The sequence below is a fragment of the Micromonospora sp. LZ37 genome (assembly GCF_059359015.1).
This window is the reverse complement of record NZ_JCADBL010000001.1, coordinates 427,794-453,647: the sequence shown is the minus strand read 5'-3', so window position 1 is coordinate 453,647 and position 25,854 is coordinate 427,794. Positions and strand designations below refer to the sequence as shown.

Here is a 25,854-nt window from a genome sequence, read left to right as displayed (position 1 = left end):
GAGCGGTCGTTGGTGTGCGCAAAGACGTGACAGTGGACCTCAGTCCCACCGGTCCGCTGACCGAATGGAACGTGATCCGCCGCCCGCGAGGGCGCCGTCAGGGAGACGACTCGAATGACATCAACGGCAACGAGGCCGCTGGCGCGGGCGCGCGCCGCCATCGCGGCGAAGACGTTGCGGACCGACCGCTGGTGGCTCGCCCCACTGCTCACCTTCCTCGGGCTCAGCGCCTGGGTCGCGTACGCGACGGTCCGGGTCTTCATGCACAAGTGGTACTGGGTCGACGACTACCACTACCTGACCCCGTTCTACTCCCCGTGCGTGACCGAACGCTGCCTCGAGGGCGCCTCGCACTTCGGCCGCTTCCTGCCCGGCTGGTGGATCATCCCGGACGCCGCGCTGACCCTGCCGTTCCTGCTGCTGTTCCGGCTGACCTGCTACTACTACCGCAAGGCGTACTACCGGTCGTTCTGGCTGTCGCCGCCGGCCTGCGCGGTGCCGGACGGGCACAAGGCGTACTCCGGCGAGACCCGGTTCCCGCTGCTCGGGCAGAACCTGCACCGCTACTTCTTCTACGCCGCCGCGATCATCTCGCTGATCAACACCTGGGACGCGATCCTGGCCTTCCACTCGCCGAAGGGCTTCGGCTTCGGGCTGGGGAACATCGTCCTGCTGGTCAACGTGGTGATGCTCTGGGCGTACACCATCTCCTGCCACTCCTGCCGGCACATCATCGGTGGCCGCCTCAAGCACTTCTCGAAGGCTCCGCTGCGCTACCGCGCCTGGACCGGCGTGTCCTGGCTGAACGTCCGGCACATGCAGCTCGCGTGGATCACCCTCGGCACCCTCGCCCTGACCGACTTCTACGTCATGGCGGTGGCCGCCAACTGGATCACCGACCTGCGGTTCATCAACTAAGGGCCCCTGGACATGACTGAGACGCGAATCGAACGACACCACTACGACGTCGTCGTGATCGGGGCCGGCGGCGCCGGCCTGCGCGCGGCGATCGAGGCCCGGCTGGCCGGCAAGAAGACCGCGATCATCTCCAAGTCGCTCTTCGGCAAGGCGCACACGGTGATGGCCGAGGGCGGCGCGGCGGCCGCCATGGGAAACGTGAACAGCCGGGACAACTGGCAGGTGCACTTCCGGGACACCATGCGCGGCGGCAAGTTCCTCAACAACTTCCGGATGGCCGAGCTGCACGCGAAGGAGTCGCCGCAGCGGATCTGGGAGCTGGAGACGTACGGGGCGCTCTTCGACCGCACCGCGGACGGGAAGATCTCCCAGCGCAACTTCGGCGGCCACGAGTACCCGCGGCTGGCGCACGTCGGCGACCGCACCGGCCTGGAGCTGATCCGCACCCTCCAGCAGAAGATCGTCTCCCTTCAGCAGGAGGACAAGCGGGACCTCGGCTCGTACGACGCCCGGATCAGGGTCTTCTCCGAGACCACCATCACCGAGCTGCTGCTCGACGGGGACCGGGTGGCCGGCGCGTTCGGCTACTACCGGGAATCCGGCGAGTTCGTCCTCTTCGAGGCGCCGGCCGTGGTGCTGGCCACCGGCGGGGTCGGCCGGTCGTACAAGGTCACCTCGAACTCCTGGGAGTACACCGGGGACGGTCACGCGCTGGCGCTGCGCGCCGGGGCGACGCTGATCAACATGGAGTTCCTCCAGTTCCACCCCACCGGCATGGTCTGGCCGCCCTCGGTGAAGGGCATCCTGGTCACCGAGTCGGTGCGCGGCGACGGCGGCGTGCTGAAGAACTCCGACGGCAAGCGGTTCATGTTCGACTACGTCCCCGACGTCTTCCGCAAGCAGTACGCGGAGACCGAGGAGGAGGCGGACCGCTGGTACACCGACCCGGACAACAACCGGCGCCCACCGGAGCTGCTCCCCCGCGACGAGGTCGCCCGCGCGATCAACAGCGAGGTCAAGGCCGGCCGGGGTACGCCCGCCGGCGGCGTCTACCTGGACATCGCCTCCCGGAAGCCGGCCGAGGAGATCCGCCGCCGCCTGCCGTCGATGTACCACCAGTTCAAGGAGCTGGCCGACGTCGACATCACGAAGGAGCCGATGGAGGTCGGCCCCACCTGCCACTACGTGATGGGCGGGGTGGAGGTCGACCCGGACTCCGGTGCCGCGTACGGCACGGTGCGCGGGCTCTTCGCCGCCGGTGAGGTCTCCGGCGGCATGCACGGCTCCAACCGGCTCGGCGGCAACTCCCTCTCCGACCTGCTGGTCTTCGGCAAGCGGGCGGGCGGGCACGCGGCGTCGTACGCCGACCAGCTGCCCTCGCGCCCGAAGGTGTCGATCGCCGCGGTCGAGACGGCGGTGGAGACGGCCCTCGCGCCGTTGCAGCGGGACACCGGCGAGAACCCGTACACCCTCCAGCAGGACCTCCAGGCGGTGATGGGGGATCTGGTCGGGATCATCCGGCGGGAGAACGAGCTGGTCGACGCGTTGAGCCGGCTGGCGGAGCTGCGCGAGCGGGTGGCCAAGGTCAGCGCGGCCGGCGGCCGGCGCTACAACCCCGGCTGGCACCTGGCGCTGGACCTGCGCAACATGCTGGTGGTCTCGGAGTGCACCGCGAAGGCGGCGCTGGAGCGGCAGGAGTCCCGCGGCGGGCACACCCGGGAGGACTTCCCGGCGATGGACCCGAAGTGGCGGCGGTTCAACCTGGTCTGCTCGCTGGACGGCGACACGGTCCGGCTGGACCAGAAGCCACTACCGAAGATGCGAGCGGAGCTGATCGGCCTCTTCGATCGCGCCGAGCTGTCCAAGTACCTGACCGACGAGGAGCTCGCGGACTTCGACGCCCTCGCTGAGGAGGCGGGCAAGTAATGGGAAACAAGCGACAGTTCAGGATCTGGCGGGGTGACGAGACCGGCGGCGACCTCCAGGACTACGCGGTCGAGGTGAACGAGGGCGAGGTCGTCCTCGACGTCATCCACCGGCTCCAGGCCACCGACGCGCCGGACCTCGCCTGCCGGTGGAACTGCAAGGCGGGCAAGTGCGGCTCCTGCTCGATGGAGATCAACGGCAAGCCGCGCCTGAGCTGCATGACCCGGATGTCCACCTTCGAGGAGGACGAGACGGTCACGGTCACCCCGCTGCGCACCTTCCCGGTGATCCGCGACCTGGTCACCGACGTCTCGTTCAACTACGAGAAGGCCCGGGAGACGCCCGCCTTCGCGCCGCCGGCCGACGTCGCCCCGGGTGACTACCGGATGCAGCAGGTCGACGTGGAGCGCTCGCAGGAGTTCCGCAAGTGCATCGAGTGCTTCCTGTGCCAGAACGTCTGCCACGTCATCCGCGACCACGAGGAGAACAAGCAGGCCTTCTCCGGGCCACGCTTCTTCATCCGCGCCGCAGAGCTGGACATGCACCCCCTGGACACCAAGACCGACCGCAAGGAGTACGCGCAGCGGGAGCAGGGCCTGGGCTTCTGCAACATCACCAAGTGCTGCACCGAGGTCTGCCCGGAGCACATCAAGATCACTGACAACGGGATCATCCCCATGAAGGAGCGGGTCGTCGACCGCAGGTACGATCCCCTTGTGTGGCTTGGTAGCAAGATCTTCCGGCGGGGCGAGACGCCCCGGCAGAGCACCGCGGGCAGCGCGGGAAAGGGGTCCGTGGTGCACAGCGGCGCTGGTCAGGCTGGGGTTCACTCGCACGCGGGAGGGTCGCATGACTCGCGCGCCGAGGTCCAGGCGCAGAAGGGCGTCAACTGGCACCGGGAGGTTCCGCACCCCACCGCTCCGGCGGTGGACGGCAGCGGCAAGCTGCCGCTGACGGAGCTGACCTTCGACCGGGCGGCGGCCCCGTCGCCGTTCGGTGACGACGTCACCTTCCCGCTGCCTCCGGAGCACCTCAACTTCGCGCACCCGAGCCAGGACGAGAAGCACTGACCGGGACTGCATCGACGGGGGCCGCGGCGACTGCCGCCGGCCCCCGTCCGTTTTCCCCCCGCCGGTCCCGGATCCCCGCCGCCGCCGTCGCGGCGGCCGGGGCCGACAGCGGTGGGTCAGTCGCGGGTGAGCAGGGGACGGAGGGCGGCGACGATGGGCGCGTCGGCGGGCAGCCAGGGCACCGTGTCCAACTCCTCGGCGGAGAGCCAGCGCATCGCGGAGTGTTCCAGCGCCCGCGGCTGGTCGCCGTGCAGCAGCCGGGCCGCGTACACCTTGAGCACCGAACGACCGTGGGCCATCCGGACGTCCCGACCGACCCGGTCACCGATCTCGACGCGTACGTCCAGCTCCTCGACGCACTCGCGGATCAGCGCGGCCGTCTCGCTCTCGCCCGGCTCGACCTTGCCGCCGGGGAACTCGTACCTGCCGGCCACCTCCGGTGGCGCGGCGCGGGCGCAGGCCAGCACCCGTCCGTCGGAGATGATCGCCGCCCCGACGACGACCTTCGGCTCACGCCGCTCGGCGTGTCCGTTACCGCTTACCTGTTCGGTCTGCACGGCCGTCCAGCGTGCCAGATCAATCGTCGGTTTGGGTACCGTCCCCGACCGGTAGGTCAGCAGAGTTCGGAAGTGTGGCCGTGGACACACTCTCCGAGTGCGGACAGACTGTGTAACACCACGAGGACACGGGACGGCGACGATTTGGCCACAAGCCGGCAACGACGCCTGGGAGGTGCGGTGATGCGCGCGCTGTTCAACAGCCGGGCGAAGCACGACTACCTCAGTGACGCGCTCACCCTCCTCACCGGGTGGACCCGGGACGGTGAGCAGATCCGACGGATCCTCGTCATGGACGACACCCAGCACGCGGCGCTGACCGAACGGATCAAGGTGGTCGCGGACGCGCTGCGGCTGCGTCCCGAGATCAGCCGCCGGGACGAGCAGACCCTGATCCGGGTCGGCCACGGCGACGGCGAGCCGTTGAGCGAGGGCGAGGTCCTGCTGGCCGCCCGCATCGAGGACGCGTACCGCGCGGTCACCGCACCCTGATCGGGCCCGGGTCGGTCCCGCCGCCCGTCGGCACCGGTGCGGCAGCCCTGCGACAGCGGGCGGACACCGCCCATCTCGGCCCCCGTTCCCGCCGACCGGCCGCCGGCGTGACCTCAGCCTAGAGCCGGGCACCCGTCGGCGTGCTCGGCGGAACGTCCTGTTTCACGCCGGCCGAGCGGCCGTCGACCACGCGGCGACACCCTGTGGACTTCCTGAAGATTGATGTTTCTGATAACCCGCCCAGGGTAGTTGTTTCGACGCGGGAAGGAACAACCATCCCGTAGAGGACGGACCCCCCGAAACAACATATTTTGGAGCTGATCATGACCACGCCCACGAGCACCACCCGCACCGCCGACCACCACGCCGACCACGTCGGGCACGACGTGCGGCCCGCACACCGGCACGGCGACGAGACCAAGCCCTCGTGGAAGACCACCGAGCTGGCCGTCTACCTGCTCTCCGTGATCGGCGTGCTGATCGCCTCGAACGCCGTCGGTGACCGTGCCGTGAACGACGGCGGCGACTACTTCGCCGCCGACAAGGCCTGGTGGTACATCACCCTGCTGACCATCGGTTACCTGGTGAGCCGCGGCCTGGCCAAGTCCGGCAGCCGCAGCCGCGACGCCGACCCGCGCGCCAACCACTGAACCAGCCGGTCCTGCCGACCCCGCCACCCGCACCAAGGGGGGCGGGGTCGCCGCGTCACCGGACCGGATCACCCTGCTGAACGGGCAGCCCCAGGGCCTGCCGCACGGCCGACTCGACCTCCGGAGCCGGGTGCCGCTGGATCTCCGCGACCACCTTGAGCAGGTCGTCGCGGCCGGCCGCCTTCTCGGCGTCCCGCCAGGCCGGCTCCGCCTGCTCCATCCCGGCGATCAGCGCCGCCACGGCCGCGCGCGTCGGCTCCGGCCAACTCCCGGCCCGCAACTGGAAACCCATCCGGGTGTGCGCGGCCTCGATTCGCCGCACCGCCTCGCGCAGCTCGGTGACCGGGGCGGTCGGCGCCCGGGCGACCAGGTCCGCCCGCAGCTCGGTGTAGTCCCGCGCCGCGGTCAGGTAGGCGAGCTGCTCGGGCCGCAGCACGGTGGCGTCCGCCCGCAGCGGCCGGGTCAACGACGCCGGGACGGCGAGGTAGCAGGTGAGCTTCGGCGCCGACGCCCACTGGACCCGGGAGGGGACGTACCAGCGCAGCCGCACGTCCGTCGGGAGCGAGAGCGGGTCGAGCACGTAGCTGCGCTGCCGCTGCCCGCAGGTCGCCTCCGCCCGCCGGGACAGCACGGCCGTGCCCGGGTACGGCTCGTCGGCGTACCGCTCGTAGGCCGGGAAGTCGCCGATCATCTCCGCGTCGTGCGGCTCCGTGCAGGGCACCTCGGTGATCGTGTCGGGCGCGGTCGGCGTACCCGTGGGGGTGTTCGGGGCGCGGAAGCACTCCCCCAGCCGCAACCCCCGGACGCCGGCCGCCGGGTCGACGCGCGGGCCGGCCTGGGTCCAGACCAGGACCAGGGCGAGCGCCCAGACCCCGGCGAACAGCAGGCCGGCGACGGCGAGGCCCCGGCCCCGCATGCCGGTGCGGGCGATCCGGCGCAGCGCGACGACCCCGGCGACCGGCGCGAGCACCCCGCCGAGCAGACCGAGGAGGAAGGTGGCGACCGCCCACCGGCTCAGCCGACCGCGCGGCTGCTCGGGCCGCGCCCAGGGCTCCCATTCGTCCCCGGTCGGCTCCGTCGTTCCGGGTGGGGCGGGGCGGTGCTCCTCCGTGGACGTCGGCCTGCTCCGTTCCCTGGTCACGCCTGTTTCCTCTCCCGTGTCCGCATTGGCGGGCAGTCGGAGAGTAGTCGACGCGGCTGAGTGCCCGCCGTCCTCCACGTTGGTCGAGGTGTCGCGAACCCCACGGCGGACCGACGCTTCGCTAGGGTGCCCGTCATGCGTAGATCGCCTCTGATCCTGGTCGGCCTCCTGACGGCCGCGCAGCTCTCCGCCTGCACTCCCGGCCAGACGCCGATCGAGGACCGCCCGGAGAACCTGACCGTCGCGGTGTTCCTGGACACCGAGGCCACCGCGGCGCAGACCAGCGCGGTCCAGACGCGGTTGCGGGCGGTCCCGGACATCAGGGACCTCACCTTCGTCGACCATCAGCAGGCGTACGAGTCGATGAGGAAGGACCTGGCGGACGAGCCGGATCTGCTCGACTCGGTCAAGCCGGAGAACCTGCCGGAGTCCTTCAGGTTCGGGCTGCCCGACCGGGCCGCATTCGAACGCACCTACTCCGGGCCGCTCCGCGCCGACCTGCGGGCCCTCGACGGGGTCGACTCGGTCGTCTTCCGGGGAAAGAAGACCCAGGAGTCCGTGAAGGACTGCGTGGTCGACTACGGCGGCCGGGTGGCGACCCACGTCGTCCTCGACGTCGACGTGTTCCTCACCGACGGCGCCTCCGCGCGGGAGAAGCAGGCGATCGAGGCCCGGCTGCGGGCGGTACCGGGGGCGAGCGGCGTCCGCCTGCGCAGCCGGGAGGAGGGGTACGAGCGGCTCAAGGAGATGTACCAGGACATCAAGCCGGAGATCGTCGCGTCCGCCAAGCCGGTGGACCTGCCGGAGGTGCTGGTGCTGACCCTGGCCGACCGTCCGGCGGTCGTACGGGCCAACGACGAGAAGCTCGCCGAGCAGGTCTGCCGGCTGCCCGGCGTCGACCACGTGCTCGTTCCGCCGAAGTCGCTGGCCCGCAGGGCGACATCGTGACCTGGCGCTGCTACCTGCTGGTCCGCCGCCCCGACGAGCGGCCCGCTCTGGCCTGACCGGGCGACTGGCCCCGGGACGGGCCTCGCCGAGGGGCACGTCCCGACGCCGGATTCGATGCACCGTGCCGCTGCGTCGGTCCACTGAGCGGTCCGGGGAGCGGTCGGGGAGCGTGATGTCTATGAGCGTGATGCCCCAGAGGCATATTGATGCCTGACAGGTATCGCGCTCATCCAGGTCGCCGGCTCAGAGCCGAGGTCACGCTCCGACACCGTCATCCGCTTCAGCCCGGCGGGCCGGCCGATCGCCGGGAGGACACGGGCGGGGCGGCCCGTCGGTCCGTCGGATGGGGACACCTATCGTCGGACCCGACACCTACACTCACCGCCCATGACCCATCGGGACGAACAGGGCCGCCCGAAGCCTCCGCTCGCGGCCGACGAGGCCGCCACGCTCCTGGGCTTCCTGGAGCGCCAGCGCGCGACCCTGGCGTGGAAGTGCGACGGACTGGACGGGGCCGGGTTGCGGGCGACTATCGGCCCCTCGTCGATGACCCTGGGCGGGCTGCTCAAGCACCTGGCCAACGTCGAGGACTCCACCCTGGCGCAGTGGCTCAAGGGCACGCAGCCGGGCCCCCCTTGGAACACGGTGGACTGGGACGCCGCCCCGGACTGGGACTGGCGCTCGGCCGCCGAGGACACCCCCGAGCAGCTCCGTACGCTCTGGCGGGACGCGGTGGCCCGCTCCCGCGTCACCATCGACGAGGCGTTGGCCGACGGCGGCCTGGACCAGCTGGGCCGGTTCGTCAACTCGCGCGGTGAGTCACCCAGCCTGCGCTACATCCTGATCACCCTGATCGAGGAGTACGCCCGGCACGTCGGCCACGCCGACCTCATCCGCGAGTCGGTGGACGGACTCACCGGGGAGTAGTGGGTCGATGCGCGCGTCGGCCCGGCCGTGCCGACGCGCGCCACCGCCCCTTATTCGGAGACGTACGCGGTGAGGCGTTCGGCCACCTCGTCAGCCGACGGCATGGCGGCGATCTCGTCACGGAGGCGCTGTGCTGCGACGGTGAACGCGGGCTCGGCGAGCAGCCGGGCGAGCGCGGCGGCGACGGCCTCCGGCTCCTGCTCCCCGATCGGCAGGGCAAGCCCGGCTCCGGCGGCCTGCACGCGTCTCGCCTGGCGCTCCTGCCCTTCCATTCCGGGCACGACGACGGCGGGGACGCCGCGGGCCGCCGTACCGAAGGTGGTGCCGGAGCCGCCGTGGTGCACCACGGCCGAGACGCCGTCCAGCAACTCCGCCGCCGGCAGGAAGGAGACCAGTTCGACCCGTCCCGGCTCCACTCCGAACTCCTCGGCCGGGCGACCGCCCGTCGTCGCCACCAGATCGATGTCGAGGGCGCTCAGCGACCGGAGGATCGGGCCGAGCGCGGACGGCGCCCCCGGGGCGGTGCTGAGGCTGACCAGTACCCGGGGCCGGCCGGTACCCGGAACCCGGGATGCTCGCGGTGTGCCTTCGGCGGCCTGATGCGGCTCCGGCCGCAGCGCGATGCGGTCGAGGGGCGGCAGGGCACCGCCGCGCTGCAGGCTCGTCGGGCAGAGGTCCAGCAGCCAACGGCCGGACGGCGCGTGGTCCGGCGCCTCCAGACCGCGCTCGAGATACCGGGCGTGCGCCGCCACGGCCAGGGCGGCCAGGGATTCCGGTTCGAGCGCCGGGTCGATGGCCAGCACCGCGGACGGCAGCTTGAGCATGGCCGCGACGAGCGGACCCACGAAGTCGAGGTGCTCGGAGATGACCAGATCTGGCGCCCAGACGCGCGCTCCGGCCAGGGCCTCGTCCACGGAGAGGTCGACGCGCACCCCGGCGAAGAACTCCCCGACGAGCTCGGGCGTCCTGTTGACCAGGATGTTGGTGCCGGTACGGCGGTTCAGCTCGCCGATCACCACGTCCGCCGTCGGACCGGCGGTGATCAGCTCGAAACCCTCGGGCTCGACGGCGGGGGCCATGCCGGCGGCGCTGACGAAGGCAACGGCATGCCCCTGCCTCCGCAGGGCACGGGCCAACGGGAGCAGGGGCAGGAAGTGCCCGGGCATCGGATTGTTGAAGAAGAGGACGCGCATCACGCCGAGATTAGCCGGTGGCGAAGACGTCCGCCGACCCCCCGGAGTCAGCGTCGGGCAAGTTGCCGGGAGCAGGGTCCATCGTGGTCGGCCCGGAGCAGGCACCGCCGGCCACCGGGCATCCGCAGATCGCAGAAGACCCGATGTCGTACACCCTGCTCGTCCTCGGCCGACACCGTGGTCTCCCCCGGGTCGGCCGGGGTGAGCACGCACGCCCACCGGGCCACCACCCGGGCGAGTCGGACCGCGCCGGCCAGGTCGGCCGCCCGCACCGGCAGGTGTACGACGAAGCGCCCCCGGTCGGCCATCAGCGCCGGCCCGCGTTGGCGCGCCGCGCCTGCTCGGACTGCCAGCGGCGCAGCGCGTCCTTGATCCGGGCGGTCTCCAGCCGGCTCTCCCGCAGTGCCCGGTGGGCGGCGTCGAGGTCGCCGGCAACCCGGTCGAGGAAGAGCTGCACCTCGTCCGGGTCGAGTCCACGCCGGCCGAAGCCGGTCAGCCGGAACCGTCGCTGCCGTACCTGCCAGGGCAGCAACGGGACGCACGACCAGGAGCGGTAGTTGCCGCCGGGCCGGCCGGCCCGCTCCGGTCGCTGGTTCCGGCCGCGCCGTCGGAACAGGACACGCACGCTCGTCCACCTCTCCGTCCTGGGATATGGATGGGGTGGCCGCACCCGCCCGCCGCGCACGGGCGGACCACCCCGCCCTGCCACCGCAGCCTGAGATCAGCGGTACGCCAGCAGGGCCGCTCGACGGCACCCTGGAGTTTCCACCCGAGCACCGACCGTCACTGCGACTATACAGTCAGGGGCTCAGGGGCACAACCAGTCCGGCCGACGGGGGGACAAGGCTTGACGCATGGCTATCGATCCGCGCTCGCACACGCCGGTCTACGTGCAGCTCGCCGACATCCTGCGCGAGCGCATCGATGCTGGCGAGTTGGCGCCCGGGTCGGCGTTGCCCAGCGAGGCGCGGATGACGCAGGAGTATGGCGTCGGCCGGGAAGCCGTTCGGATGTCCATCTCGCTGCTTCGGTCCGAGGGCCTCGTCAACACCGTCAGAGGGCATGGCAGCTACGTCCGCGACTTTCCGCAGCGCCGGCAGGTGGAGGTGCCGCCGGGCGCGTCGGTCGTCGCGCGGATGCCCAGCGGCAGGGAGCGCCGGGCGATGCAGCTCGACGAGGGCGTACCCGTGCTGGAGATCCGCGACGCGAAGGGCGACGTCGAGATCCTGCCTGCCGACGAGGTCGAACTGACCCGCCCGCCGGCCTGACGCGCCCGCGCGCCTGCTCGCCGGTCAGGGGGCGCCACCCTCAAACGCGAACTCGCCGTCGACCATCGACGCTGGAACAGCGAGGCCGACGCCCGACGCGACGGCTTCCGCTGGATCGCCTTCTACAACCACCGCCGTCGCCACTCCGCCCTCGGCTACCGCAGCCCCGCCGAGTACGAACGAACCCTCGACCCCACTACGCTGCTACCGATCGCGGCATAACCCGGTGTCCACATCCCGGGGGAAGCCCATCTCTGCCATCCACACAGCGTGAACGCCGACACGCCGCCCGGCCGACAAGCCGAACAGCGTGTCAACCAACACCGTGAACGTTTGTGGTCAGGGCACTAGATCATACGGCGCCGTACCCGCCACACCACCACACCGATCAGGACCGCCGCGACGGCGATGAACAGGGCCGCCTCGATGAGCTGGAACGTCCAGAACCGGTCGGCCGGGTGGTAGACCCCGAACTGCTGGATGCCCCGCGCGTGCAGGAACTGGTTGAGGTTGGTGCCGGCCCGGTTGGCGGCGCCCTCCAGCTCGTAGTACTCGGTCCAGCTCAGCCTGCGCCCGGTGGCGTCTGCGTAGCCGTGTTCGATCATCCAGTCAGCGAAGCTGGGCACGGGCCGGTGCCCCGCCTGGTCCTTCGAGCCGCCGACGGGGACCGGCTCCATGGTGGTGAGCGGCGTGGCGTACGCGGGACGGGCCAACAGCGCCACCGCCATCCGGGCGGCGAGGAACGCCCCGAACGCGACGCCGAACGCGGGCAGGCTGCGCCGCAGGATCGCCCCCGCGGCGGTGGCGACGCCGAACGCGAACAGCGCGTACGCCACCGGAACAAGTCCCTCCACGTCGAAGGCGTCGTACTGGAACCGCCCTTCCCACGCGTCGAATGGCTGACGGAACCAGGTGAGCACCGCGGTGAACATCCCGGTGAGCGTGACGGTGACGCCGGCCAGTGCCGCGAGCTTGGCCGCCAGCCAGCGCATCCGCGGCACGGCCTGCGTCCAGGCGAGCTGCCAGGTGCCGTCCTCCAGTTCGCGCGCGAGCAGCGGCGCACCGAGGAACGCACCGATGACGACGGGGACCAGATAGAAGCCCGCCAGGAGGTTCTCGACGTACCCGTACTCCTCGTCGAGCCGGCGGAAGGAGGCCGCGCAGGCCTCGTTGATACCGGCCTCTCCCGCACACCGGGCGGGACCGCCGGGGAACAGGTCGTGGGCCTGCGTCCCGAGCACGAGCAGGGCAATGCCGAACATGCCGACAAGCAAACCCAGGACGCAGACCTCGGTCCGGTGCTGGCGCCAGATCAACCACGTCATGCCGCCACCCCCGACGTGACCGCGGCGCTCGGCTCGGACGGCCGGCGCAGGTACGCCAGCACCAGGTCCTCCAGCGCGACCGGCTGGGCCTGCCACCCAGGCGCGGCCGGGATCGCGCCGTCGCGTACCAGCAGGGTCGTGTGCCGGTCGCTGTGGACGGCCTCCACGACGGCGCTGGCCCGGTCGAGGTCGGTGGCCGTGCGCGGGCCGACGAGCAGCCGGTGCTCGGCGAGGAGGGTGTCGATGTCACCGGTGAGCGTGACCCGGCCGTGGTTGAGCACGACCAGGTGGTCGCAGACGCGCTCCAGCTCGTGCACGACGTGGGAGGAGAACAGGACGGTCACCCCGTCTTCGGCCACCGCGCCCATGAGGACCTGCATGAACTCGTGCCGGGCCAGCGGGTCGAGGCTGGCCACCGGCTCGTCGAGGACAAGCAGGTCCGGCCGCTTCGCCAGGGCCAGAGCCAACGCGACCTGGGCCTGCTGCCCGCCGGAGAGCGTACCGGCCCTGCGGTCGAGCGGGATGCCCAGCTTCGCCAGCCGGCGCTCGGCCAGCCCCTGGTCGAACCGCAGGTTGCAGGCCCGGCCGAAGCGGAGCATCTCGGCGACGGTGAAGCGCTTGTACAGCGGGTGGTCCTGGGCCAGGAACCCGACCCGGGACAGAGTTTGCGGGGTGCTGGCGGTGACGTCGTGGCCGAGGACCTCCACCGTGCCGGTGCTCGGTGCCAGCAACCCGACGACCAGGCGCAGCAGCGTGGTCTTGCCCGCGCCGTTCGGCCCGACCAGGGCGATCACGCCGCCCGCCGGCAGGGCCAGGGTGCAGTCGCGCAGCGCCCAGCCCCTCCGGTACCGCTTGCCCACACCGTCGGTGCGCAGCGCGAACTCGGTCGCTGTCACGCCACGTCCTCATTCCTCGTCTGCTGGTGGACGGAAGTAAAGAGCGCGCTGACCGCCTGCTCGTCGAGGCCGGCCGCGTAGGCGCGGCGCAGCCAGGTCGCCAGGCCGCGGCGCAGCGACGTGTACGTCGATGCCGACATCGCGGCCGACTGCTGTTCATTGACGAACGTGCCCTGGCCGGGCCGGCCGGTGACCAGGTTCTCCTGTTCCATCTGCCGGTACGCCTTGGCAACGGTGTTCGGATTGATCGCCAGGTCCTCGACCACCTCGCGGATGAGCGGGAGGCGGTCACCGGGTTGGAGAAAGCCCAGCAGCACCGCCTGGCGGACCTGCTGGACGAGTTGCAGGTACGGCGGCACGCCGGAGTGGGTGTCGAGCCGGAAGACGAACACGGTAGCCCCTTACTGCTTTGCTAGGAACATAGTAAAGCAGTAAGTTGGCGGTCAAGAGAGCAGGAACGCGCCCGCCTGCGGGCCGCCGCCCGGGCGGGTGGCGCCGACCGGCTGCGCGGCCACATCGCCTGTGACGGGCTGGTCCGCATCTTCCAAGCCGAAGGGGTCGAGGTCGTCGCCCTACAGGGCTTGGACCTCGTGGTCGACCGGGGTGAGCTGATGGCCCTGGTCGGCGCCTCCGGATCGGGCAAGTCGAAGCTGCTCACGATCCTGTCCGGGCTCGACGTGCCCACCGCCGGCACGCCGACTACGAACAGACCCTCACACCGACTACGCCGCATCAGGTCGCGGCATAACCCGGTGTCCACATCCCGGAGGGAAGCCCAACAGATCAGTCTCAAGACGTGGGTGACACATCCGGCTGGATGCCCTCTTCTCTGCTGCTCGGTGGAGCAGTTGTAGACCCACCTGTCGAGCACGGTGGCACGGAAGCAGCGACGGCCGCTTCCGTTACTCCTGTCTCGGCCACGTATCCGGGAGATCGGACCGCTGGTCCAATCCAGCCCCTGACGGTGGCTGCCACTGCGGCCCGTGGCGGTTTGACCGGGACCATGTGGCGGCCCTTCGACCAGACCAGCAGCATTCCCTCAGTTGTGCTGATCCTGGTGGTGACCATGGTGATTCGTCGGCCCTTCTGATCCCAGGTATGCCACAACGCCCACCCCTGCGGCCGTGCCTCAACGCCCAGCCGCTCGCAGATGTGGACGTACTCCTGCTCGCTCAGGACGGTCGTGGGACGAACCAGGAGAGCCCCGGCCAGGCCGACGAGCGGGGCGTCCGGATCGACGCAGCCGTCATTCTCGAAGTGGTAATGCCGCAGCTGGCGTCCCAGCGCGTTGACGGCACGCTGCAGGGGCGTCGCGTCGTCAGGATCCGGATCAAAGCTCAGCCAGCCCTCGTCCACCGCCCGACCGACGACGTCATTGGCAAGGAGCTCTATCTCGCGGAGGTACTCCGCCTCAGTGGGGTCGATATCCGGCACCAGTTCACCCTGCCAGGCAGGCTTACGGTCGTCCTCTCCATTACGGGCAGACGCAGTGTCACGCACGTCTTGAGACTGATCTGTCTGTCGAAGGGGCTGACCTGTCCGCTTGTGTCGATGAGCGGATGGGTCATGGTGCGGGCGGCCCCTCGACGGCTACCGCGGTGATCTCGCTCAACCACTCGTCCTCAGGACGTTTGTATTGCTCGAGGTGCTTGCGACGCATGGCGGCGATGGGTCCGTCTGTCGGGAACCGGGCAGCGTCGAACTTGACGATCGTGGCCGGTCCGGACGCCAGCCAGGGGGACGGGTCGAGCCCGAAGAGCGCCATCGCGGCGAACACCCCGCCCCCACTGATGTCGGCGAGCGGGTGCTCATCCTCGCTCGACAGCGGTTCACCCATTGCCATACCCCGCGTCAAGCTCGCGTACGACGTGTAGGTGTACCTCAGCGGCTCGCCGTCGCGGGCGACAGTCAGCCAATATGTACCTGACACGGTTTCAGCACCAGTGCCCACAACAGTGCCCAGCTCAGCGGACATGGCAACGAGCATGTCGGGACTGTCGGACAGGAACATCGACGTGTCGACCAGGAATGCATGGCCGTCGCGTCCGCCGAGCAGCAGGTCGAACTGCCCCGGGTCGATCTCAGCGTCGGCAGTACGTTCCACGACCGCGTCGCTGGTGAACTCCCCCGCATGTCGCGACAGCTCCGCCAGCAGTCTGGTCGGTGAAGCGGTGGACACGAGGTACCCGCAGTGCAAGCCCATGCGCGAACCCTAGTCCGCCGCGCCGCTGCGCCCCCGGCGTGCCCCCGAGCCACGCCACAACCGCCTGAACTGCGGAAACGGACCGGACTCAGACGTTGAAGCGGAACTCCACCACGTCGCCGTCCTGCATCACGTACTCCTTGCCCTCGATCCGGACCTTGCCGGCGGCCTTCGCCGCCGCCATCGATCCGGCCTCGACCAGGTCGGCGTAGGAGACCACCTCGGCCTTGATGAAGCCGCGCTGGAAGTCGCTGTGGATGACGCCCGCGGCCTCCGGCGCGGTCGCGCCCACCGGGACGGTCCAGGCCCGCGCCTCCTTGGGCCCCGCCGTCAGGTACGTCTGGAGCCCGAGCGTACGGAAGCCGACCCGGACCAGCTGGTCCAGGCCCGGCTCGTGCTGCCCGATCGACTCCAGCAGCTCGCGGGCCTCCTCCTCGGGCAGGTCCACCAGCTCGGACTCGATCTTGGCGTCCATGAAGACCGCCTCGGCGGGGGCGACCAGCGCGCGCAGCTCGTCCAGGAACTCGTCGTTGGCCAGCTCGGCCTCGTCGACGTTGAAGACGTACAGGAAGGGCTTGGTGGTGAGCAGGTGCAGCTCGCGCAGGTGCTCCAGCTCGATGCCGGCGCGCGCCGCGCCGGCGTAGAGGGTGACCCCGGTGTCGAGCAGGTCGACGGCCTTCTTCGCGGCGGTGACGGCGGCGGCGCGGTCCTTGCGGAGCTTCGCCTCCTTCTCCAGCCGCGGCAGCGCCTTCTCCAGGGTCTGGAGGTCGGCGAGGATCAGCTCGGTGTTGATCGTCTCGATGTCGTCGGCCGGGGAGACCTTGCCGTCGACGTGCACCACGTTCGGGTCGGAGAAGGCGCGCACCACCTGGCAGATCGCCGAGGCGTCGCGGATGTTCGCCAGGAACGCGTTGCCCCGGCCCTGCCCCTTGCTGGCGCCGCGCACCAGGCCGGCGATGTCGACGAACGACACCGGCGCGGGCAGCACCTTCTGCGAGGAGAAGATCTCGGCGAGCTTTCCCAGCCGCTCGTCCGGCAGCCCGACGACGCCGACGTTGGGCTCGATGGTGGCGAACGGGTAGTTCGCCGCGAGCACGTCGTTCTTGGTCAGCGCGTTGAACAGGGTGCTCTTGCCGACGTTGGGCAGGCCGACGATGCCGATGGAGAGACTCACGACGGGCCAGCTTACGCCGGTCACCGCCGGCCGCGGGCAGGCAGGCCCGGCATCGGGCGGAAAAGGGCGACCGCGGACCCCCGGCGCGTTGCTAGCCTCCGCGGGTGACCGACAAGCTGCCCGAGTTGTACGTGGCCGTCGACGTCGAGGCGGACGGCCCGATCCCCGGCCCGTACAGCATGATCTCGCTCGGCATGGCGGTCGCCGGCCGGCCCGACCTGACCTTCTACACCGAGCTGAAGCCGATCTCCGACGAGTTCGTGCCGGCGGCGCTGGCCGTCTCCGGACTCGACCGGGACCGCCTGCTGCGGGAGGCGCCCACCGCGGAGGAGGCGATGAGCGCCGCCGCGCGGTGGGTGAACGGGCTGCGGCGGATCGGCCGCCCGGTCTTCCTGGCCGCGCCGGCCGTGTGGGACGGCATGTTCGTGCACTGGTACTTCGTCCGGTTCACCGGCCGCAGCCCGTTCGGCGCGACCGGTTCCGGCGTCGACCTGCGCAGCTTCTGGATGGGGCTGACCGGCGGCGAGTGGGTGGCCAGCCGCAAGGGGCACATCAAGCACCAGCTGGGGCTGACCGACGTGCCGCACACCCACCACGCCGGGGAGGACGCCGCGGAGCTGGCCCAGGTCTTCGACGCCGCCCGGCGCCGCCAGGCCGAGCGGGCCGAGCGGGCCGAGCGGGCCGGGACGACCTGACCGTCAGGCCGGACCGGTCAGCAGCCGGGGCTCGATCCGGGTCTCCCGGACGCCGCCGTCGCCGTCCGGCGCGACCTCGTACGCGGCGACCCCGGGACGGTCCGCGACCGCCTCGACCAGGCGGGTGCCGCGGTAGACGAGCCCGACCCCGTCGTCGGTGCAGTGGCTGACCGGCAGCGTGCCGTCGCCGACCAGCCGGTGCATCAGCGGGCGGCGCTCCGCCTCGCTGTCGTAGTGCACCCCGTTGCCGTACGGGAGGAAGCCCAGCCCGTCGGTGAAGCCGCGCAGCGTCGGGCCGAAGCTGTCGGTGGCGCCGCCGGCGTGCCAGCAGATCGAGCCGGCGGAGACCCCGCCGAGCACCACGCCGGCCGCCCAGCATTCGCGCAGGATCTCGGGCAGGCCGTGCGCCCGCCACACCGCGCAGAGGTTGGCCACGCTGCCGCCGCCGACCCAGACGACGTCCTGGGCGAGCAGGTGGGCGCGGACGTCGTCGACGTTCGGCATCGGGAAGAGCGCCAGGTGCGACGGCCGGAAGCGGGTGCCGGCGAAGGCGCCGTGGAAGACGGTGAACGAGGTGGGTTGGTCGCCGACCGCCTGGTTGAGGTAGCAGATCTTCGGCGCGTCGCCGGCCTGCGCCAACTCCGCCATCAGGTCGAAGACCGGTCCGGGCCGCGCGTCCCAGGGCCCGCGCCGGCGGCTGGAGAAGCCCATGCTGGTGGCGACGATGGTCGGTTCGCTGGCGGGCACGTCGATCCTTCCGGCGGGACGGGTGGCACCCCATCCTGCGCCATCGCCCGGCAGCGGACGCGGCCCGGTCGGGATGCGGCCCCGGCGGTGGCGGGCAGCAGCCGCCAGGGGCCGCTGATGACGCCGGCCTCGTCGCCGTCGAGGCCCCGCCGCCACCCGCCGCGACCGGCGAGCGGATCAGCCCGCCAGGCGCCAGCCGCTCCCGGTGGACCCGGCCTCGGGACCGGCCCCGGCGGGCAGGTCGACCCCCGCGGGCAGCTCGGCGGCGGCGGCGACCGGCAGGGTGAACCGCTGCGCGGCGGCCGGACCGGCCAGCTCCGACTCGCCGAGCATCCAGCGCACCTCGTCGACCGTCCAGCCCAGGCCGGGGCGGCCCGCTATCTCCCGCACCAGGCGCAGGCCGACCCGGGTGTCGTCGTCGTAGTGCCGCATGCACCAGTGGTGCGCCCACATGCCGAGCGCCCGCAGGCCGGGCGCGTCGAGGGACGCGGCGAGCCGCCCGCAGGCCGTGTCGGCGAAGGGCCGGGCCGGATCGTCCGCCCGGTCCCGCTCGATCGCACCGAAGGCCGCCGGGGCCACCACCCGCATCCGGTCATAGAGGCCCTGCGCCACCGACCGGTCGAGCCGCGCCCGCCCGGACCGGGAGGCTCCTCGCCCGGCCACGCTCGCCATCGCCGCACCCTTCTGGAGTTGGTGGCGGGACGCTACCGACCACTACCGACACTTTTCCGGGCCGGAATCCTTTGCCCCGCAATGGATAGCCGGGCTGGCCTGCGGCGTCTGTATCTGTGACAAACCACAATCGGGGAGGCCGGGTGGACGAGGACGACCGGGCCCGGCTGGCCGAGTTCGTGGCCAGCCGGACGCCGGCCCTGATGCGGGTCGCGTACCTGCTCACCGGGGACCGGCACGCCGCCGAGGACCTGTTCCAGTCGGCGCTGGCGCGGACGATTCCGCGCTGGCGCGCGCTGCGCAACGCCGACCCGGAGGGCTACCTGCGCACGGTCATGTACCGGGAGCAGGTGAGCTGGTGGCGGCGGCTGCGCCGGTACCGGGAGTCGCTGCTCACCGGGGCGCACGAGGTGCCCGCCGCCGATCCCAGCGGCGGCACCGACCTGCGGCTGGCCATGCGGGCGGCGCTGCGGCACCTACCGCCGGCGCAGCGGACCGTGGTGGTCCTGCGCTACTACGAGGACCTCACCGAGACCCAGGTCGCCCAGGCGCTGGGCTGCTCGGTCGGCACCGTCCGCAGCCGTACGCACCGGGCGGTGGCCCGACTGCGTCAGCTCCTGCCGGACGTCGAACTCCTGGAGGTACGGCGATGACGTCCCCCCTCGAAGTCCTGATCCGCACCACCCTGACCGACCTTGCCGAGGAGGCACCGACAGTGCAGGACCAGTTGCAGCCGGCGGAACGACGGGCCCGGACCCGACGCCGCGCCACGGTGACGATGGGCGCGGTGGGCACGCTCGCCGCCGTCCTGATCGCCGCCCCGCTCGCCGTCGCCCAGACCAGCTCGGACACGCCGCAGCCGGCCGCCCCCACCGCCCCACCGCCCCGCCCGGCCGAGCCGACCACGGACGCGACACCCGCACCACGGCCACCACTGCCCGGCCCGGCCACTCCGGCGCCACCCTCGCCGGCGGCGACACCCAGCCCCGCCGCGCCCGCGCCGGGTAGGCCGGCGGGTCCGGCACGTCCCGCCCCGACCACGGCGGTGCCGAGCCCGGTCGGCACCGAGGCGCCGCCCGGCAGGCCGTCGCCGGTACCGCCCGGCAGCCCGTCGCCGCGCTGATCGCCTGACGACGCCCCGGGCCGACCACGGCCCGGGGCGTCGGGCGTCACCACGCTCAGGTCCGATTCCCGCGAGCCACCCGCCCTGAGCTGCGGGCATCATCGGTGACGTGGAGTTGGACTTCGAACGGTGCTACCGGGCCGTGGACAGCCGCGACCAGCGCTTCGACGGCTGGTTCTACACCGGCGTCACGTCGACCGGGATCTACTGCCGGCCGTCCTGTCCGGCGATGACGCCGAAGCGGCAGAACGTCCGGTTCTTCCCGTCGGCCGCCGCCGCGCAGGGCGCCGGGCTGCGCGCCTGCCGCCGCTGCCGTCCCGACGCCGCTCCCGGCTCGCCCCAGTGGGACGTCCGCGCGGACGTGGTCGGCCGGGCCATGCGGCTGATCGCCGACGGGGTGGTGGACCGGGACGGCGTGCCGGGGCTCGCCGCCCGGCTCGGCTACACCGAGCGGCACCTGCACCGGATGCTGAGCGCGGAGCTGGGCGCCGGCCCGCTGGCGCTGGCCCGGGCGCAGCGCGCGCAGACCGCTCGGACGCTGATCGAGACGACCGGACTGGGCCTGGCGGAGATCGCCTTCGCGGCGGGTTTCGGCAGTGTGCGGCAGTTCAACGACACGGTCCGGGAGGTGTACGCGGCCTCCCCCTCCGAGCTGCGCACGGCGCGGGGGCGTCGACCGGCGGCCGGCGGCGCGGGGACGATCACGCTGCGGCTGGCGTACCGGCCACCGCTGCACGCCGAGGCGCTGCTGGACTTCCTGGCGCACCGGGCGCTGCCGGGCGTTGAAGAGGTGCGCGACGGGACGTACCGCCGGGGGTTGCGGCTGCCCCACGGCCCGGCGGAGGCGGCGCTGGCCCCCGCGGACGGCCACGTCTGGGCGACGCTGCGGCTGGCCGACATGCGCGACCTGGCGCCCGCGGTGGCCCGCTGCCGCCGCCTGTTCGACCTCGACGCGGATCCGCACGCCGTCGACGCCACCCTCGCCGCGGACCCGGCCCTGGCCCCCGCCGTGGCGGCGGAGCCCGGGGTTCGCCTCCCGCGCGCCGTGGACGGCTTCGAGATGGCGCTCCGCGCGATCATCGGCCAGCAGGTCTCCGTCCGCTCCGCCCGCACCACTCTCACCCGCCTCCTGACCGCCGCCCACCCCCCGACCACCCCCGCCGATCATGAAGTTGACGGTGATGTCGATCTCCCCGACCGCCGCCAACTTCATGATCGACAGGCGGAGGGGGGTGGGGGGTTGCGGGGGTTTCCCAGTGCCGGGGAGGTGGTGGGGTTGCCGGATGGGGCGTTCGGGATGCCGGGGGCGCGGCGGGAGACGGTTCGGGGGCTGGCGCGGGCCGTCGCGGCGGGCGAGATCGACCTGGAGCCGGGTGGGGACCGGGAGGAGACCGTGCGGCGGCTGACCGCGCTGCCCGGCATCGGGGCGTGGACCGCCGGCTACGTGGCCATGCGCGCGCTCGGCGACCCGGACGTCCTGCTCCCCACCGACCTGGCGGTACGTCGCGGCGCCGCCGCCCTCGGCCTGCCCACCGACCCGAAGACCCTCGACACGTACGCCGACCGCTGGCGCCCCTGGCGGTCGTACGCGGTGATCCGACTCTGGAGAGCAGCATGACCATCGACAGCACCCTCATCGACACCCCCACCGGTCCGCTGGCCGTGCTGGCCGGTCCGGACGGCGCCGTCCGCGCCGCCGGCTTCACCCCGGAACCGGAGAGCCTGCTCCCCCTGGTGCACCCCGGCCTGCGCGGGCCGCTGCGGCACCGGGCCGACCTCGGCGCGGTCACCGTCGCCGTCCGGTCGTACCTGGCCGGCGACCTGACCGCCATCGACGCGGTGCCGGTGGAGCAGCACACCGGCGGCGTCTTCATGGCGCACGCCTGGCAGGTGCTGCGCGAGGTGAAACCGGGCGAGCCGGTGACGTACACCGGTTTCGCCGGGCTGGCCGGGCGGCCCGCCGCGGTCCGCGCGGCCGCCGCCGCCTGCGCCCGCAACGCCGCCGCGCTCTTCGTCCCCTGCCACCGGGTGCTGCGCACCGACGGCAGCCTCGGCGGCTACCGCTGGGGGCTGGAGGTGAAGCGCTGGCTCCTCGCCCATGAGGGGCGGCTGACGGGAAGCTGACAGTGGCACCGCTCCCACTTGACGCTAACGTCGGGTAGTGCCCGCGCAGCGCGACGGCGACCCGACCCCCCGGGCGGCGGTCCGGTCGCGCCCGCTGCGCAACCTCTGGCGGCTGCGCCCCTACCTGCGCCCGTACGCGGGCCAGTTCTGCTGGCTGCTCCTCGCCGGCCTGGCGGCCACCGCCGCGAGCCTCGCCGTGCCGCTGGTGGTGCAGCGGGTGGTCGACGGGCCGATCGCCCGGCAGGACCCGGGGGGCCTGCTCCGGCTCGGCGCCCTCGCTCTGCTGCTGGGCCTCGCCGAGGCGGTGCTGATCTTCATCAGGCGGTGGACGCAGTCCTCCTCCTCGGTCGGCATGGAGGCGGCGATCCGCGCCGACATCTACGCCCACCTGCAACGCCTCCCGCCCGGCTTCCACGACCGGTGGCACTCCGGCCAGCTGCTCTCCCGCGCCATCAGCGACCTGTCGGTGATCCGCCGGTTCCTCTCCTTCGGGCTCTTCTTCCTGGTGCTCAACGTGGCCACCTACGTCGCCGTGGTGGTGCTGCTGCTCCGGCTGCACGCGCCGCTGGGCCTGCTGGTGGCGGCCAGCGCGGTGCCGCTGTTCCTGGTCAGCCGGCGGTTCGCCCGGCACTACCACGCGGCGTCGCGCCGGATGCAGGACCAGCAGGGCGACGTGGCCACCCTGGTCGAGGAGACCGCTCAGGGGCTGCGCACCATGAAGGCGTACGGGCGGGGGCCGGAGCTGGCCGAACGGTTCGCCGGGCGGGCCCGGGCGCTGCACGACACCGGCATCGCCAAGGCCCGGCTGCTGGCGCGCACCTCGGCGCTGTTCGACCTGGTACCCAACCTGACCCTCGGCGTGGTGCTGGTCTGCGGCGCGGCGCTGGCCGCCCGGGGCACCCTCAGCATCGGCGAGCTGGTCGCGTTCGTCAGCCTCCAGCTCATGCTGACCTGGCCGGTGCAGTCGCTCGGCTGGATCATCGCCAACGGTCAGGAGGCCGCCACCGCGGCCGACCGGATCCAGGAGGTGCTGGACGCCCCACCGACCATCGTGGACGCCCCGCACGCGGCGCTCCTGCCCCGCGCCGCGGTCCGCGGCCGGCTGCGCTTCGACGCGGTCTTCTTCCGCTACCCGGGCAGCGCCCACGAAGTACTGCGGGGAATCGAGCTGACCGTCGAGCCGGGCGAGACACTCGCCCTGGTCGGCGCGACCGGCGCCGGCAAGAGCACCCTGCTCTCCCTGGTCCCCCGGCTGCACGACGTCACCGGCGGGCGGATCACCCTGGACGGGCACGACCTGCGCGAGCTGCGGCTGGGCTCGCTGCGCCGGCTGGTCGGGGTGGCCTTCGAGGAGCCGACGCTCTTCTCCATGTCGGTCTGGGAGAACCTCACCCTGGGCCGCCCGGACGCCGACGAGGAGGAGGTCCGGGCGGCGCTCTCGCTGGCCCAGGCCGACTTCGCGTACGACCTGCCGTGGGGGTTGGCCACCCGGGTCGGCGAGCAGGGGCTCTCCCTCTCCGGCGGGCAGCGGCAACGGCTCGCGCTGGCCCGGGCGGTCCTCGGCCGCCCCGCCGTACTCGTCCTGGACGACCCGCTCTCCGCCCTGGACGTGCAGACCGAGGCGCTGGTCGAGGCGGCGCTGCGGCGGGTGCTGCGGGAGACTACCGCGCTGCTGGTCGTGCACCGCCCGTCGACCGTCGCGCTGGCCGACCGGGTGGCCCTGCTCGACGGCGGCCGGATCGTCGCGGTCGGACGGCACTCCGAACTGCTCGCCACCGTGCCCGCGTACCGGGCGGTGCTCTCCGCCGAACCGTCGGCCGGGGAACGCGGGCTGGTGTGCTCGTGAGCGCCCGGCCGCCCCGCCAACGCGCCCCCGCCGCGCCACCCGGCCCACCGGCGTCCGCCGGTCCACCGCCGCCCGCCGGGGCGGACCTGTCCCGGTGGCGTGGGATCGCCACCGACCCGGAGGCCGACCGCAGCCGCGCCGAGGACACCTCACCCGAGGCGGTGGCCCGGCTGCGCGGCCACAGCCGGGCCCTCCTCGCCGACCTGCTGCGCCCCCACCGACGGACGCTCGGGCTGGCCACCGCGCTGCTGCTCGCCCAGAACGCCGCCGCCATGTCCGGGCCGTACCTGGTCATGGTCGGCATCGACCGGGCCATCGCGCCGCTGCGGGCCGGCGACCCGCGACCGCTGACCGCCGTCGCCGCCGCGTTCGCCGTCGCGGCCGGCACCGAGTACGCCGCGCGGCGGGGCTTCCTCACCCTCTCCGCGCGGATCGGCCAGGCCGTCCTGCTGGAGCTGCGCCAGCGGGTGTACGGCCACTTCCTCACCCTCTCCGTCGCCTTCCACGAGCGCTACACCTCCGGGCGGGTGGTCTCCCGGCTCACCAGCGACCTCGACGCCATCGCCGAACTGGTCGACGGCGGGCTGGACAGTCTGGTGGTGGCGGCGCTGACGGTGCTGTCGGTGGCGGGCATCCTGCTCTGGCTGGACCTGCCGCTGGCCGCGGTGACCCTGCTGGCGTTCCCCTTCCTGTTCCTGCTGTCCCGCTGGTTCGCCCGCGCCTCCGCCGACGCCTGGCGGCGCAGCCGGGAGGCGGTCGCGCTGGTCATCGTCCACTTCGTCGAGTCGCTGCGCGGCATCCGCGCCGTGCAGGCGTTCCGGCGGGAGCGGCGCAACCAGCAGATCTTCGTGGCGGTGAACGACGAGCACCGGCGGGCCACGCTGCGCGCGTTCCGGCTGATCGCCACGTACGCGCCGGGGATCAAGGTGATCGGCAACGTCACCGTCGCGGTGGTGCTCGGGTACGGCGGCTGGCGGGTGCTCGGCGGCGGGATGGAGGTCGGGGTGCTCGCCGCGTTCCTGCTCTACCTGCGGCGCTTCTTCGAGCCGATGCAGGAGCTGAGCCAGTTCTACAACTCGTTGCAGTCGGCGACGGCGGCGTTGGAGAAGCTCGCCGGGGTGCTCGACGAGCCGCCCGGAGTGCCCGAGCCGGTGCGCCCGGTGCCGCTGCCGGCCGGCCCCGGCCGGGGCGCGGTGGCGTTCCGATCGGTCTCCTTCGGCTACCGGCCGCAGGCGCCGATCCTCGCCGCGCTCGACCTGGTGGTGCCGGCCGGACAGACGGTCGCGCTGATCGGGCCGACCGGCGCCGGCAAGTCCACCGTGGCCAAGCTGCTCGCCCGCTTCCACGACCCGGACGCCGGCGCGGTGCTGCTGGACGGGGTCGACCTGCGCGACGTCGCCGACCCGGAGCTGCGCCGCGCGGTGGTGCTGGTGACCCAGGAGAACCACCTGTTCGGCGGCACGGTCGCGGAGAACATCCGGTTCGGCCGCCCCGCCGCCGACGACGCGGCCGTGGAGGCCGCCGCGCGGGCGATCGGCGCGCACGACTTCATCGCCGCCCTTCCCGACGGGTACGCCACCGAGGTGCACCGGCGCGGCGGCCGGCTCTCCGCCGGCCAGCGGCAGCTGGTCGCGTTCGCACGGGCGTTCCTGGCCGACCCGCGGGTGCTGATCCTGGACGAGGCGACCTCGTCGCTGGACGTGCCCACCGAACGGCTGGTCCAGCGGGCGCTCGCCACCGTGCTGCGGGACCGGACCGCGCTGGTGATCGCGCACCGGCTCTCCACCGTCGAGACCGCCGACCGGGTGCTCGTCCTCGACGGCGGCCGGATCGTGGAGGACGGCCCGCCCGCCCTCCTCGCCACCGCCGGTGGCCGGTACGCCACCCTGCACCGGCAGTGGCGGGACTCGCTGGTCTGACCGCGCCCCGGCCGCTCGTCGGGGTCGACGCCGTCGGCGG

29 protein-coding genes and 1 pseudogene are annotated in these 25,854 nt (G+C 72.5%); 17 read left to right on the top strand and 13 right to left on the bottom strand.

Annotated features, from left to right (window positions below):
- Positions 1-114 precede the first annotated feature (114 nt).
- Genes sdhC through AC5L3Z_RS02155 form a run of 3 tightly spaced genes read left to right on the top strand, consistent with a single transcriptional unit; the run spans position 115 to position 3,914 of the window.
- Positions 115-918, top strand: a complete 804-nt coding sequence (sdhC, locus tag AC5L3Z_RS02165) for a succinate dehydrogenase subunit SdhC (protein ID WP_494839059.1) — start codon at positions 115-117, stop codon at positions 916-918.
- A 12-nt stretch (positions 919-930) separates the two neighbouring features.
- Entirely contained in the window at positions 931-2,844 is a 1,914-nt protein-coding gene (locus AC5L3Z_RS02160) for a fumarate reductase/succinate dehydrogenase flavoprotein subunit (RefSeq protein WP_494839058.1), read from the top strand.
- The gene (locus AC5L3Z_RS02155; protein WP_494839056.1) at positions 2,844-3,914 is read left to right on the top strand and encodes a succinate dehydrogenase/fumarate reductase iron-sulfur subunit; all 1,071 of its coding nucleotides are present in this window, start codon (positions 2,844-2,846) and stop codon (positions 3,912-3,914) included. Before AC5L3Z_RS02160 ends, AC5L3Z_RS02155 begins: the two co-directional genes overlap by 1 nt.
- A gap of 116 nt (positions 3,915-4,030) precedes the next feature.
- On the opposite strand, the gene AC5L3Z_RS02150 is transcribed toward AC5L3Z_RS02155, so the two are convergent.
- Positions 4,031-4,471 (bottom strand): (deoxy)nucleoside triphosphate pyrophosphohydrolase, encoded by a 441-nt coding sequence (locus tag AC5L3Z_RS02150; RefSeq protein ID WP_494839054.1) that lies wholly within the window; start codon positions 4,469-4,471, stop codon positions 4,031-4,033.
- Between the two features lie 183 nt (positions 4,472-4,654).
- Between AC5L3Z_RS02150 and AC5L3Z_RS02145 the strand changes: the two genes are divergently transcribed.
- Both AC5L3Z_RS02145 and AC5L3Z_RS02140 read left to right on the top strand, forming a co-directional pair.
- Positions 4,655-4,963 carry a 4a-hydroxytetrahydrobiopterin dehydratase gene (locus tag AC5L3Z_RS02145; RefSeq protein WP_494839053.1) on the top strand — a complete coding sequence of 103 codons (309 nt, stop codon included), beginning with the start codon at positions 4,655-4,657 and terminating at the stop codon, positions 4,961-4,963.
- Positions 4,964-5,286: 323 nt separating this feature from the next.
- The gene (locus AC5L3Z_RS02140) at positions 5,287-5,613 is read left to right on the top strand and encodes a hypothetical protein (RefSeq protein WP_494839051.1); all 327 of its coding nucleotides are present in this window, start codon (positions 5,287-5,289) and stop codon (positions 5,611-5,613) included.
- A gap of 55 nt (positions 5,614-5,668) precedes the next feature.
- Here the strand turns inward: AC5L3Z_RS02140 and AC5L3Z_RS02135 are convergent, their stop codons facing one another.
- Positions 5,669-6,754, bottom strand: a complete 1,086-nt coding sequence (locus tag AC5L3Z_RS02135) for a DUF4190 domain-containing protein (RefSeq protein ID WP_494839050.1) — start codon at positions 6,752-6,754, stop codon at positions 5,669-5,671.
- A 135-nt stretch (positions 6,755-6,889) separates the two neighbouring features.
- Here AC5L3Z_RS02135 and AC5L3Z_RS02130 point away from each other — a divergent pair, with 135 nt between their 5' ends.
- Entirely contained in the window at positions 6,890-7,702 is an 813-nt protein-coding gene (locus tag AC5L3Z_RS02130) for a permease-like cell division protein FtsX (RefSeq protein ID WP_494839049.1), read from the top strand.
- Between the two features lie 387 nt (positions 7,703-8,089).
- Positions 8,090-8,629, top strand: a complete 540-nt coding sequence (locus AC5L3Z_RS02125) for a DinB family protein (RefSeq protein WP_494839047.1) — start codon at positions 8,090-8,092, stop codon at positions 8,627-8,629.
- A gap of 50 nt (positions 8,630-8,679) precedes the next feature.
- Here the strand turns inward: AC5L3Z_RS02125 and AC5L3Z_RS02120 are convergent, their stop codons facing one another.
- Genes AC5L3Z_RS02120 through AC5L3Z_RS02110 form a run of 3 tightly spaced genes read right to left on the bottom strand, consistent with a single transcriptional unit; the run spans position 8,680 to position 10,447 of the window.
- Positions 8,680-9,822: a glycosyltransferase gene (locus AC5L3Z_RS02120; RefSeq protein ID WP_494839046.1), complete on the bottom strand. Its 1,143-nt coding sequence runs from the start codon at positions 9,820-9,822 to the stop codon at positions 8,680-8,682.
- Between the two features lie 47 nt (positions 9,823-9,869).
- Positions 9,870-10,130, bottom strand: a complete 261-nt coding sequence (locus AC5L3Z_RS02115; protein WP_494839045.1) for a hypothetical protein — start codon at positions 10,128-10,130, stop codon at positions 9,870-9,872.
- Positions 10,130-10,447: a DivIVA domain-containing protein gene (locus AC5L3Z_RS02110; RefSeq protein WP_494839043.1), complete on the bottom strand. Its 318-nt coding sequence runs from the start codon at positions 10,445-10,447 to the stop codon at positions 10,130-10,132. The genes AC5L3Z_RS02115 and AC5L3Z_RS02110 overlap by 1 nt, the downstream gene beginning before the upstream one ends.
- A gap of 229 nt (positions 10,448-10,676) precedes the next feature.
- On the opposite strand from AC5L3Z_RS02110, the gene AC5L3Z_RS02105 reads away from it, so the two are divergent.
- Together AC5L3Z_RS02105 and AC5L3Z_RS02100 are read left to right on the top strand one after the other, a co-directional pair.
- Complete coding sequence (locus AC5L3Z_RS02105; RefSeq protein WP_334533507.1) at positions 10,677-11,090, top strand: GntR family transcriptional regulator; 414 nt, start codon at positions 10,677-10,679, stop codon at positions 11,088-11,090.
- A gap of 45 nt (positions 11,091-11,135) precedes the next feature.
- Positions 11,136-11,312 (top strand): annotated as a pseudogene (locus AC5L3Z_RS02100) (integrase core domain-containing protein); the annotation flags it as partial.
- A gap of 125 nt (positions 11,313-11,437) precedes the next feature.
- Here AC5L3Z_RS02100 and AC5L3Z_RS02095 read toward each other — a convergent pair.
- Genes AC5L3Z_RS02095 through AC5L3Z_RS02085 form a run of 3 tightly spaced genes read right to left on the bottom strand, consistent with a single transcriptional unit; the run spans position 11,438 to position 13,703 of the window.
- Positions 11,438-12,415, bottom strand: coding sequence for an ABC-2 membrane transporter-related protein (locus tag AC5L3Z_RS02095; protein ID WP_494839041.1), 978 nt, complete (start codon positions 12,413-12,415; stop codon positions 11,438-11,440).
- A complete protein-coding gene (locus tag AC5L3Z_RS02090) occupies positions 12,412-13,311 on the bottom strand; it encodes an ABC transporter ATP-binding protein (protein WP_494839039.1) in 900 nt (299 codons plus the stop codon). The genes AC5L3Z_RS02095 and AC5L3Z_RS02090 overlap by 4 nt, the downstream gene beginning before the upstream one ends.
- Positions 13,308-13,703 carry a GntR family transcriptional regulator gene (locus tag AC5L3Z_RS02085; RefSeq protein WP_494839037.1) on the bottom strand — a complete coding sequence of 132 codons (396 nt, stop codon included), beginning with the start codon at positions 13,701-13,703 and terminating at the stop codon, positions 13,308-13,310. The genes AC5L3Z_RS02090 and AC5L3Z_RS02085 overlap by 4 nt, the downstream gene beginning before the upstream one ends.
- Positions 13,704-13,778: 75 nt before the next feature.
- Between AC5L3Z_RS02085 and AC5L3Z_RS02080 the strand changes: the two genes are divergently transcribed.
- Positions 13,779-14,165, top strand: coding sequence for an ATP-binding cassette domain-containing protein (locus AC5L3Z_RS02080; RefSeq protein ID WP_494839577.1), 387 nt, complete (start codon positions 13,779-13,781; stop codon positions 14,163-14,165).
- On the opposite strand, the gene AC5L3Z_RS02075 is transcribed toward AC5L3Z_RS02080, so the two are convergent.
- The 3 genes from AC5L3Z_RS02075 to ychF all read right to left on the bottom strand — a co-directional run bounded on the left by AC5L3Z_RS02075 (position 14,101) and on the right by ychF (position 16,688).
- Positions 14,101-14,745: a hypothetical protein gene (locus tag AC5L3Z_RS02075; protein WP_494839036.1), complete on the bottom strand. Its 645-nt coding sequence runs from the start codon at positions 14,743-14,745 to the stop codon at positions 14,101-14,103. The genes AC5L3Z_RS02080 and AC5L3Z_RS02075 overlap by 65 nt on opposite strands.
- A 130-nt stretch (positions 14,746-14,875) precedes the next feature.
- Positions 14,876-15,514 (bottom strand): hypothetical protein, encoded by a 639-nt coding sequence (locus AC5L3Z_RS02070; protein WP_494839034.1) that lies wholly within the window; start codon positions 15,512-15,514, stop codon positions 14,876-14,878.
- 88 nt (positions 15,515-15,602) lie between these two features.
- Positions 15,603-16,688, bottom strand: a complete 1,086-nt coding sequence (ychF, locus tag AC5L3Z_RS02065; protein ID WP_494839032.1) for a redox-regulated ATPase YchF — start codon at positions 16,686-16,688, stop codon at positions 15,603-15,605.
- Between the two features lie 104 nt (positions 16,689-16,792).
- Between ychF and AC5L3Z_RS02060 the strand changes: the two genes are divergently transcribed.
- Positions 16,793-17,383: an exonuclease gene (locus AC5L3Z_RS02060; RefSeq protein ID WP_494839031.1), complete on the top strand. Its 591-nt coding sequence runs from the start codon at positions 16,793-16,795 to the stop codon at positions 17,381-17,383.
- Positions 17,384-17,386: 3 nt separating this feature from the next.
- Here AC5L3Z_RS02060 and AC5L3Z_RS02055 read toward each other — a convergent pair whose 3' ends face one another.
- Entirely contained in the window at positions 17,387-18,130 is a 744-nt protein-coding gene (locus AC5L3Z_RS02055; RefSeq protein ID WP_494839030.1) for a Type 1 glutamine amidotransferase-like domain-containing protein, read from the bottom strand.
- Between the two features lie 177 nt (positions 18,131-18,307).
- A complete protein-coding gene (locus AC5L3Z_RS02050; protein WP_494839028.1) occupies positions 18,308-18,802 on the bottom strand; it encodes a hypothetical protein in 495 nt (164 codons plus the stop codon).
- Between the two features lie 143 nt (positions 18,803-18,945).
- Between AC5L3Z_RS02050 and AC5L3Z_RS02045 the strand changes: the two genes are divergently transcribed.
- From AC5L3Z_RS02045 to AC5L3Z_RS02020, 6 genes are all read left to right on the top strand, one after another.
- Positions 18,946-19,455 (top strand): SigE family RNA polymerase sigma factor, encoded by a 510-nt coding sequence (locus AC5L3Z_RS02045; protein WP_494839026.1) that lies wholly within the window; start codon positions 18,946-18,948, stop codon positions 19,453-19,455.
- Positions 19,452-19,925 (top strand): hypothetical protein, encoded by a 474-nt coding sequence (locus tag AC5L3Z_RS02040; RefSeq protein WP_494839024.1) that lies wholly within the window; start codon positions 19,452-19,454, stop codon positions 19,923-19,925. Before AC5L3Z_RS02045 ends, AC5L3Z_RS02040 begins: the two co-directional genes overlap by 4 nt.
- Before the next feature lie 109 nt (positions 19,926-20,034).
- Positions 20,035-21,543 (top strand): DNA-3-methyladenine glycosylase 2 family protein, encoded by a 1,509-nt coding sequence (locus AC5L3Z_RS02035; RefSeq protein ID WP_494839023.1) that lies wholly within the window; start codon positions 20,035-20,037, stop codon positions 21,541-21,543.
- Positions 21,540-22,049 carry a methylated-DNA--[protein]-cysteine S-methyltransferase gene (locus tag AC5L3Z_RS02030; RefSeq protein ID WP_494839021.1) on the top strand — a complete coding sequence of 170 codons (510 nt, stop codon included), beginning with the start codon at positions 21,540-21,542 and terminating at the stop codon, positions 22,047-22,049. Before AC5L3Z_RS02035 ends, AC5L3Z_RS02030 begins: the two co-directional genes overlap by 4 nt.
- Positions 22,050-22,086: 37 nt before the next feature.
- Positions 22,087-23,895 carry an ABC transporter ATP-binding protein gene (locus AC5L3Z_RS02025; RefSeq protein WP_494839020.1) on the top strand — a complete coding sequence of 603 codons (1,809 nt, stop codon included), beginning with the start codon at positions 22,087-22,089 and terminating at the stop codon, positions 23,893-23,895.
- A complete protein-coding gene (locus AC5L3Z_RS02020) occupies positions 23,892-25,814 on the top strand; it encodes an ABC transporter ATP-binding protein (protein WP_494839018.1) in 1,923 nt (640 codons plus the stop codon). Before AC5L3Z_RS02025 ends, AC5L3Z_RS02020 begins: the two co-directional genes overlap by 4 nt.
- Positions 25,815-25,854: the final 40 nt, after the last annotated feature.

Coding starts and splice junctions, on each gene's coding strand:
- sdhC (WP_494839059.1), top strand. CDS start 115: ATGACATCAACGGCAACGAGGCCGCTGGCGCGGGCGCGCGCCGCCATC.
- AC5L3Z_RS02160 (WP_494839058.1), top strand. CDS start 931: ATGACTGAGACGCGAATCGAACGACACCACTACGACGTCGTCGTGATC.
- AC5L3Z_RS02155 (WP_494839056.1), top strand. CDS start 2,844: ATGGGAAACAAGCGACAGTTCAGGATCTGGCGGGGTGACGAGACCGGC.
- AC5L3Z_RS02145 (WP_494839053.1), top strand. CDS start 4,655: ATGCGCGCGCTGTTCAACAGCCGGGCGAAGCACGACTACCTCAGTGAC.
- AC5L3Z_RS02140 (WP_494839051.1), top strand. CDS start 5,287: ATGACCACGCCCACGAGCACCACCCGCACCGCCGACCACCACGCCGAC.
- AC5L3Z_RS02130 (WP_494839049.1), top strand. CDS start 6,890: ATGCGTAGATCGCCTCTGATCCTGGTCGGCCTCCTGACGGCCGCGCAG.
- AC5L3Z_RS02125 (WP_494839047.1), top strand. CDS start 8,090: ATGACCCATCGGGACGAACAGGGCCGCCCGAAGCCTCCGCTCGCGGCC.
- AC5L3Z_RS02120 (WP_494839046.1), bottom strand. CDS start 9,822: ATGCGCGTCCTCTTCTTCAACAATCCGATGCCCGGGCACTTCCTGCCC.
- AC5L3Z_RS02115 (WP_494839045.1), bottom strand. CDS start 10,130: ATGGCCGACCGGGGGCGCTTCGTCGTACACCTGCCGGTGCGGGCGGCC.
- AC5L3Z_RS02105 (WP_334533507.1), top strand. CDS start 10,677: ATGGCTATCGATCCGCGCTCGCACACGCCGGTCTACGTGCAGCTCGCC.
- AC5L3Z_RS02095 (WP_494839041.1), bottom strand. CDS start 12,415: ATGACGTGGTTGATCTGGCGCCAGCACCGGACCGAGGTCTGCGTCCTG.
- AC5L3Z_RS02070 (WP_494839034.1), bottom strand. CDS start 15,514: ATGGGCTTGCACTGCGGGTACCTCGTGTCCACCGCTTCACCGACCAGA.
- AC5L3Z_RS02050 (WP_494839028.1), bottom strand. CDS start 18,802: ATGGCGAGCGTGGCCGGGCGAGGAGCCTCCCGGTCCGGGCGGGCGCGG.
- AC5L3Z_RS02040 (WP_494839024.1), top strand. CDS start 19,452: ATGACGTCCCCCCTCGAAGTCCTGATCCGCACCACCCTGACCGACCTT.
- AC5L3Z_RS02030 (WP_494839021.1), top strand. CDS start 21,540: ATGACCATCGACAGCACCCTCATCGACACCCCCACCGGTCCGCTGGCC.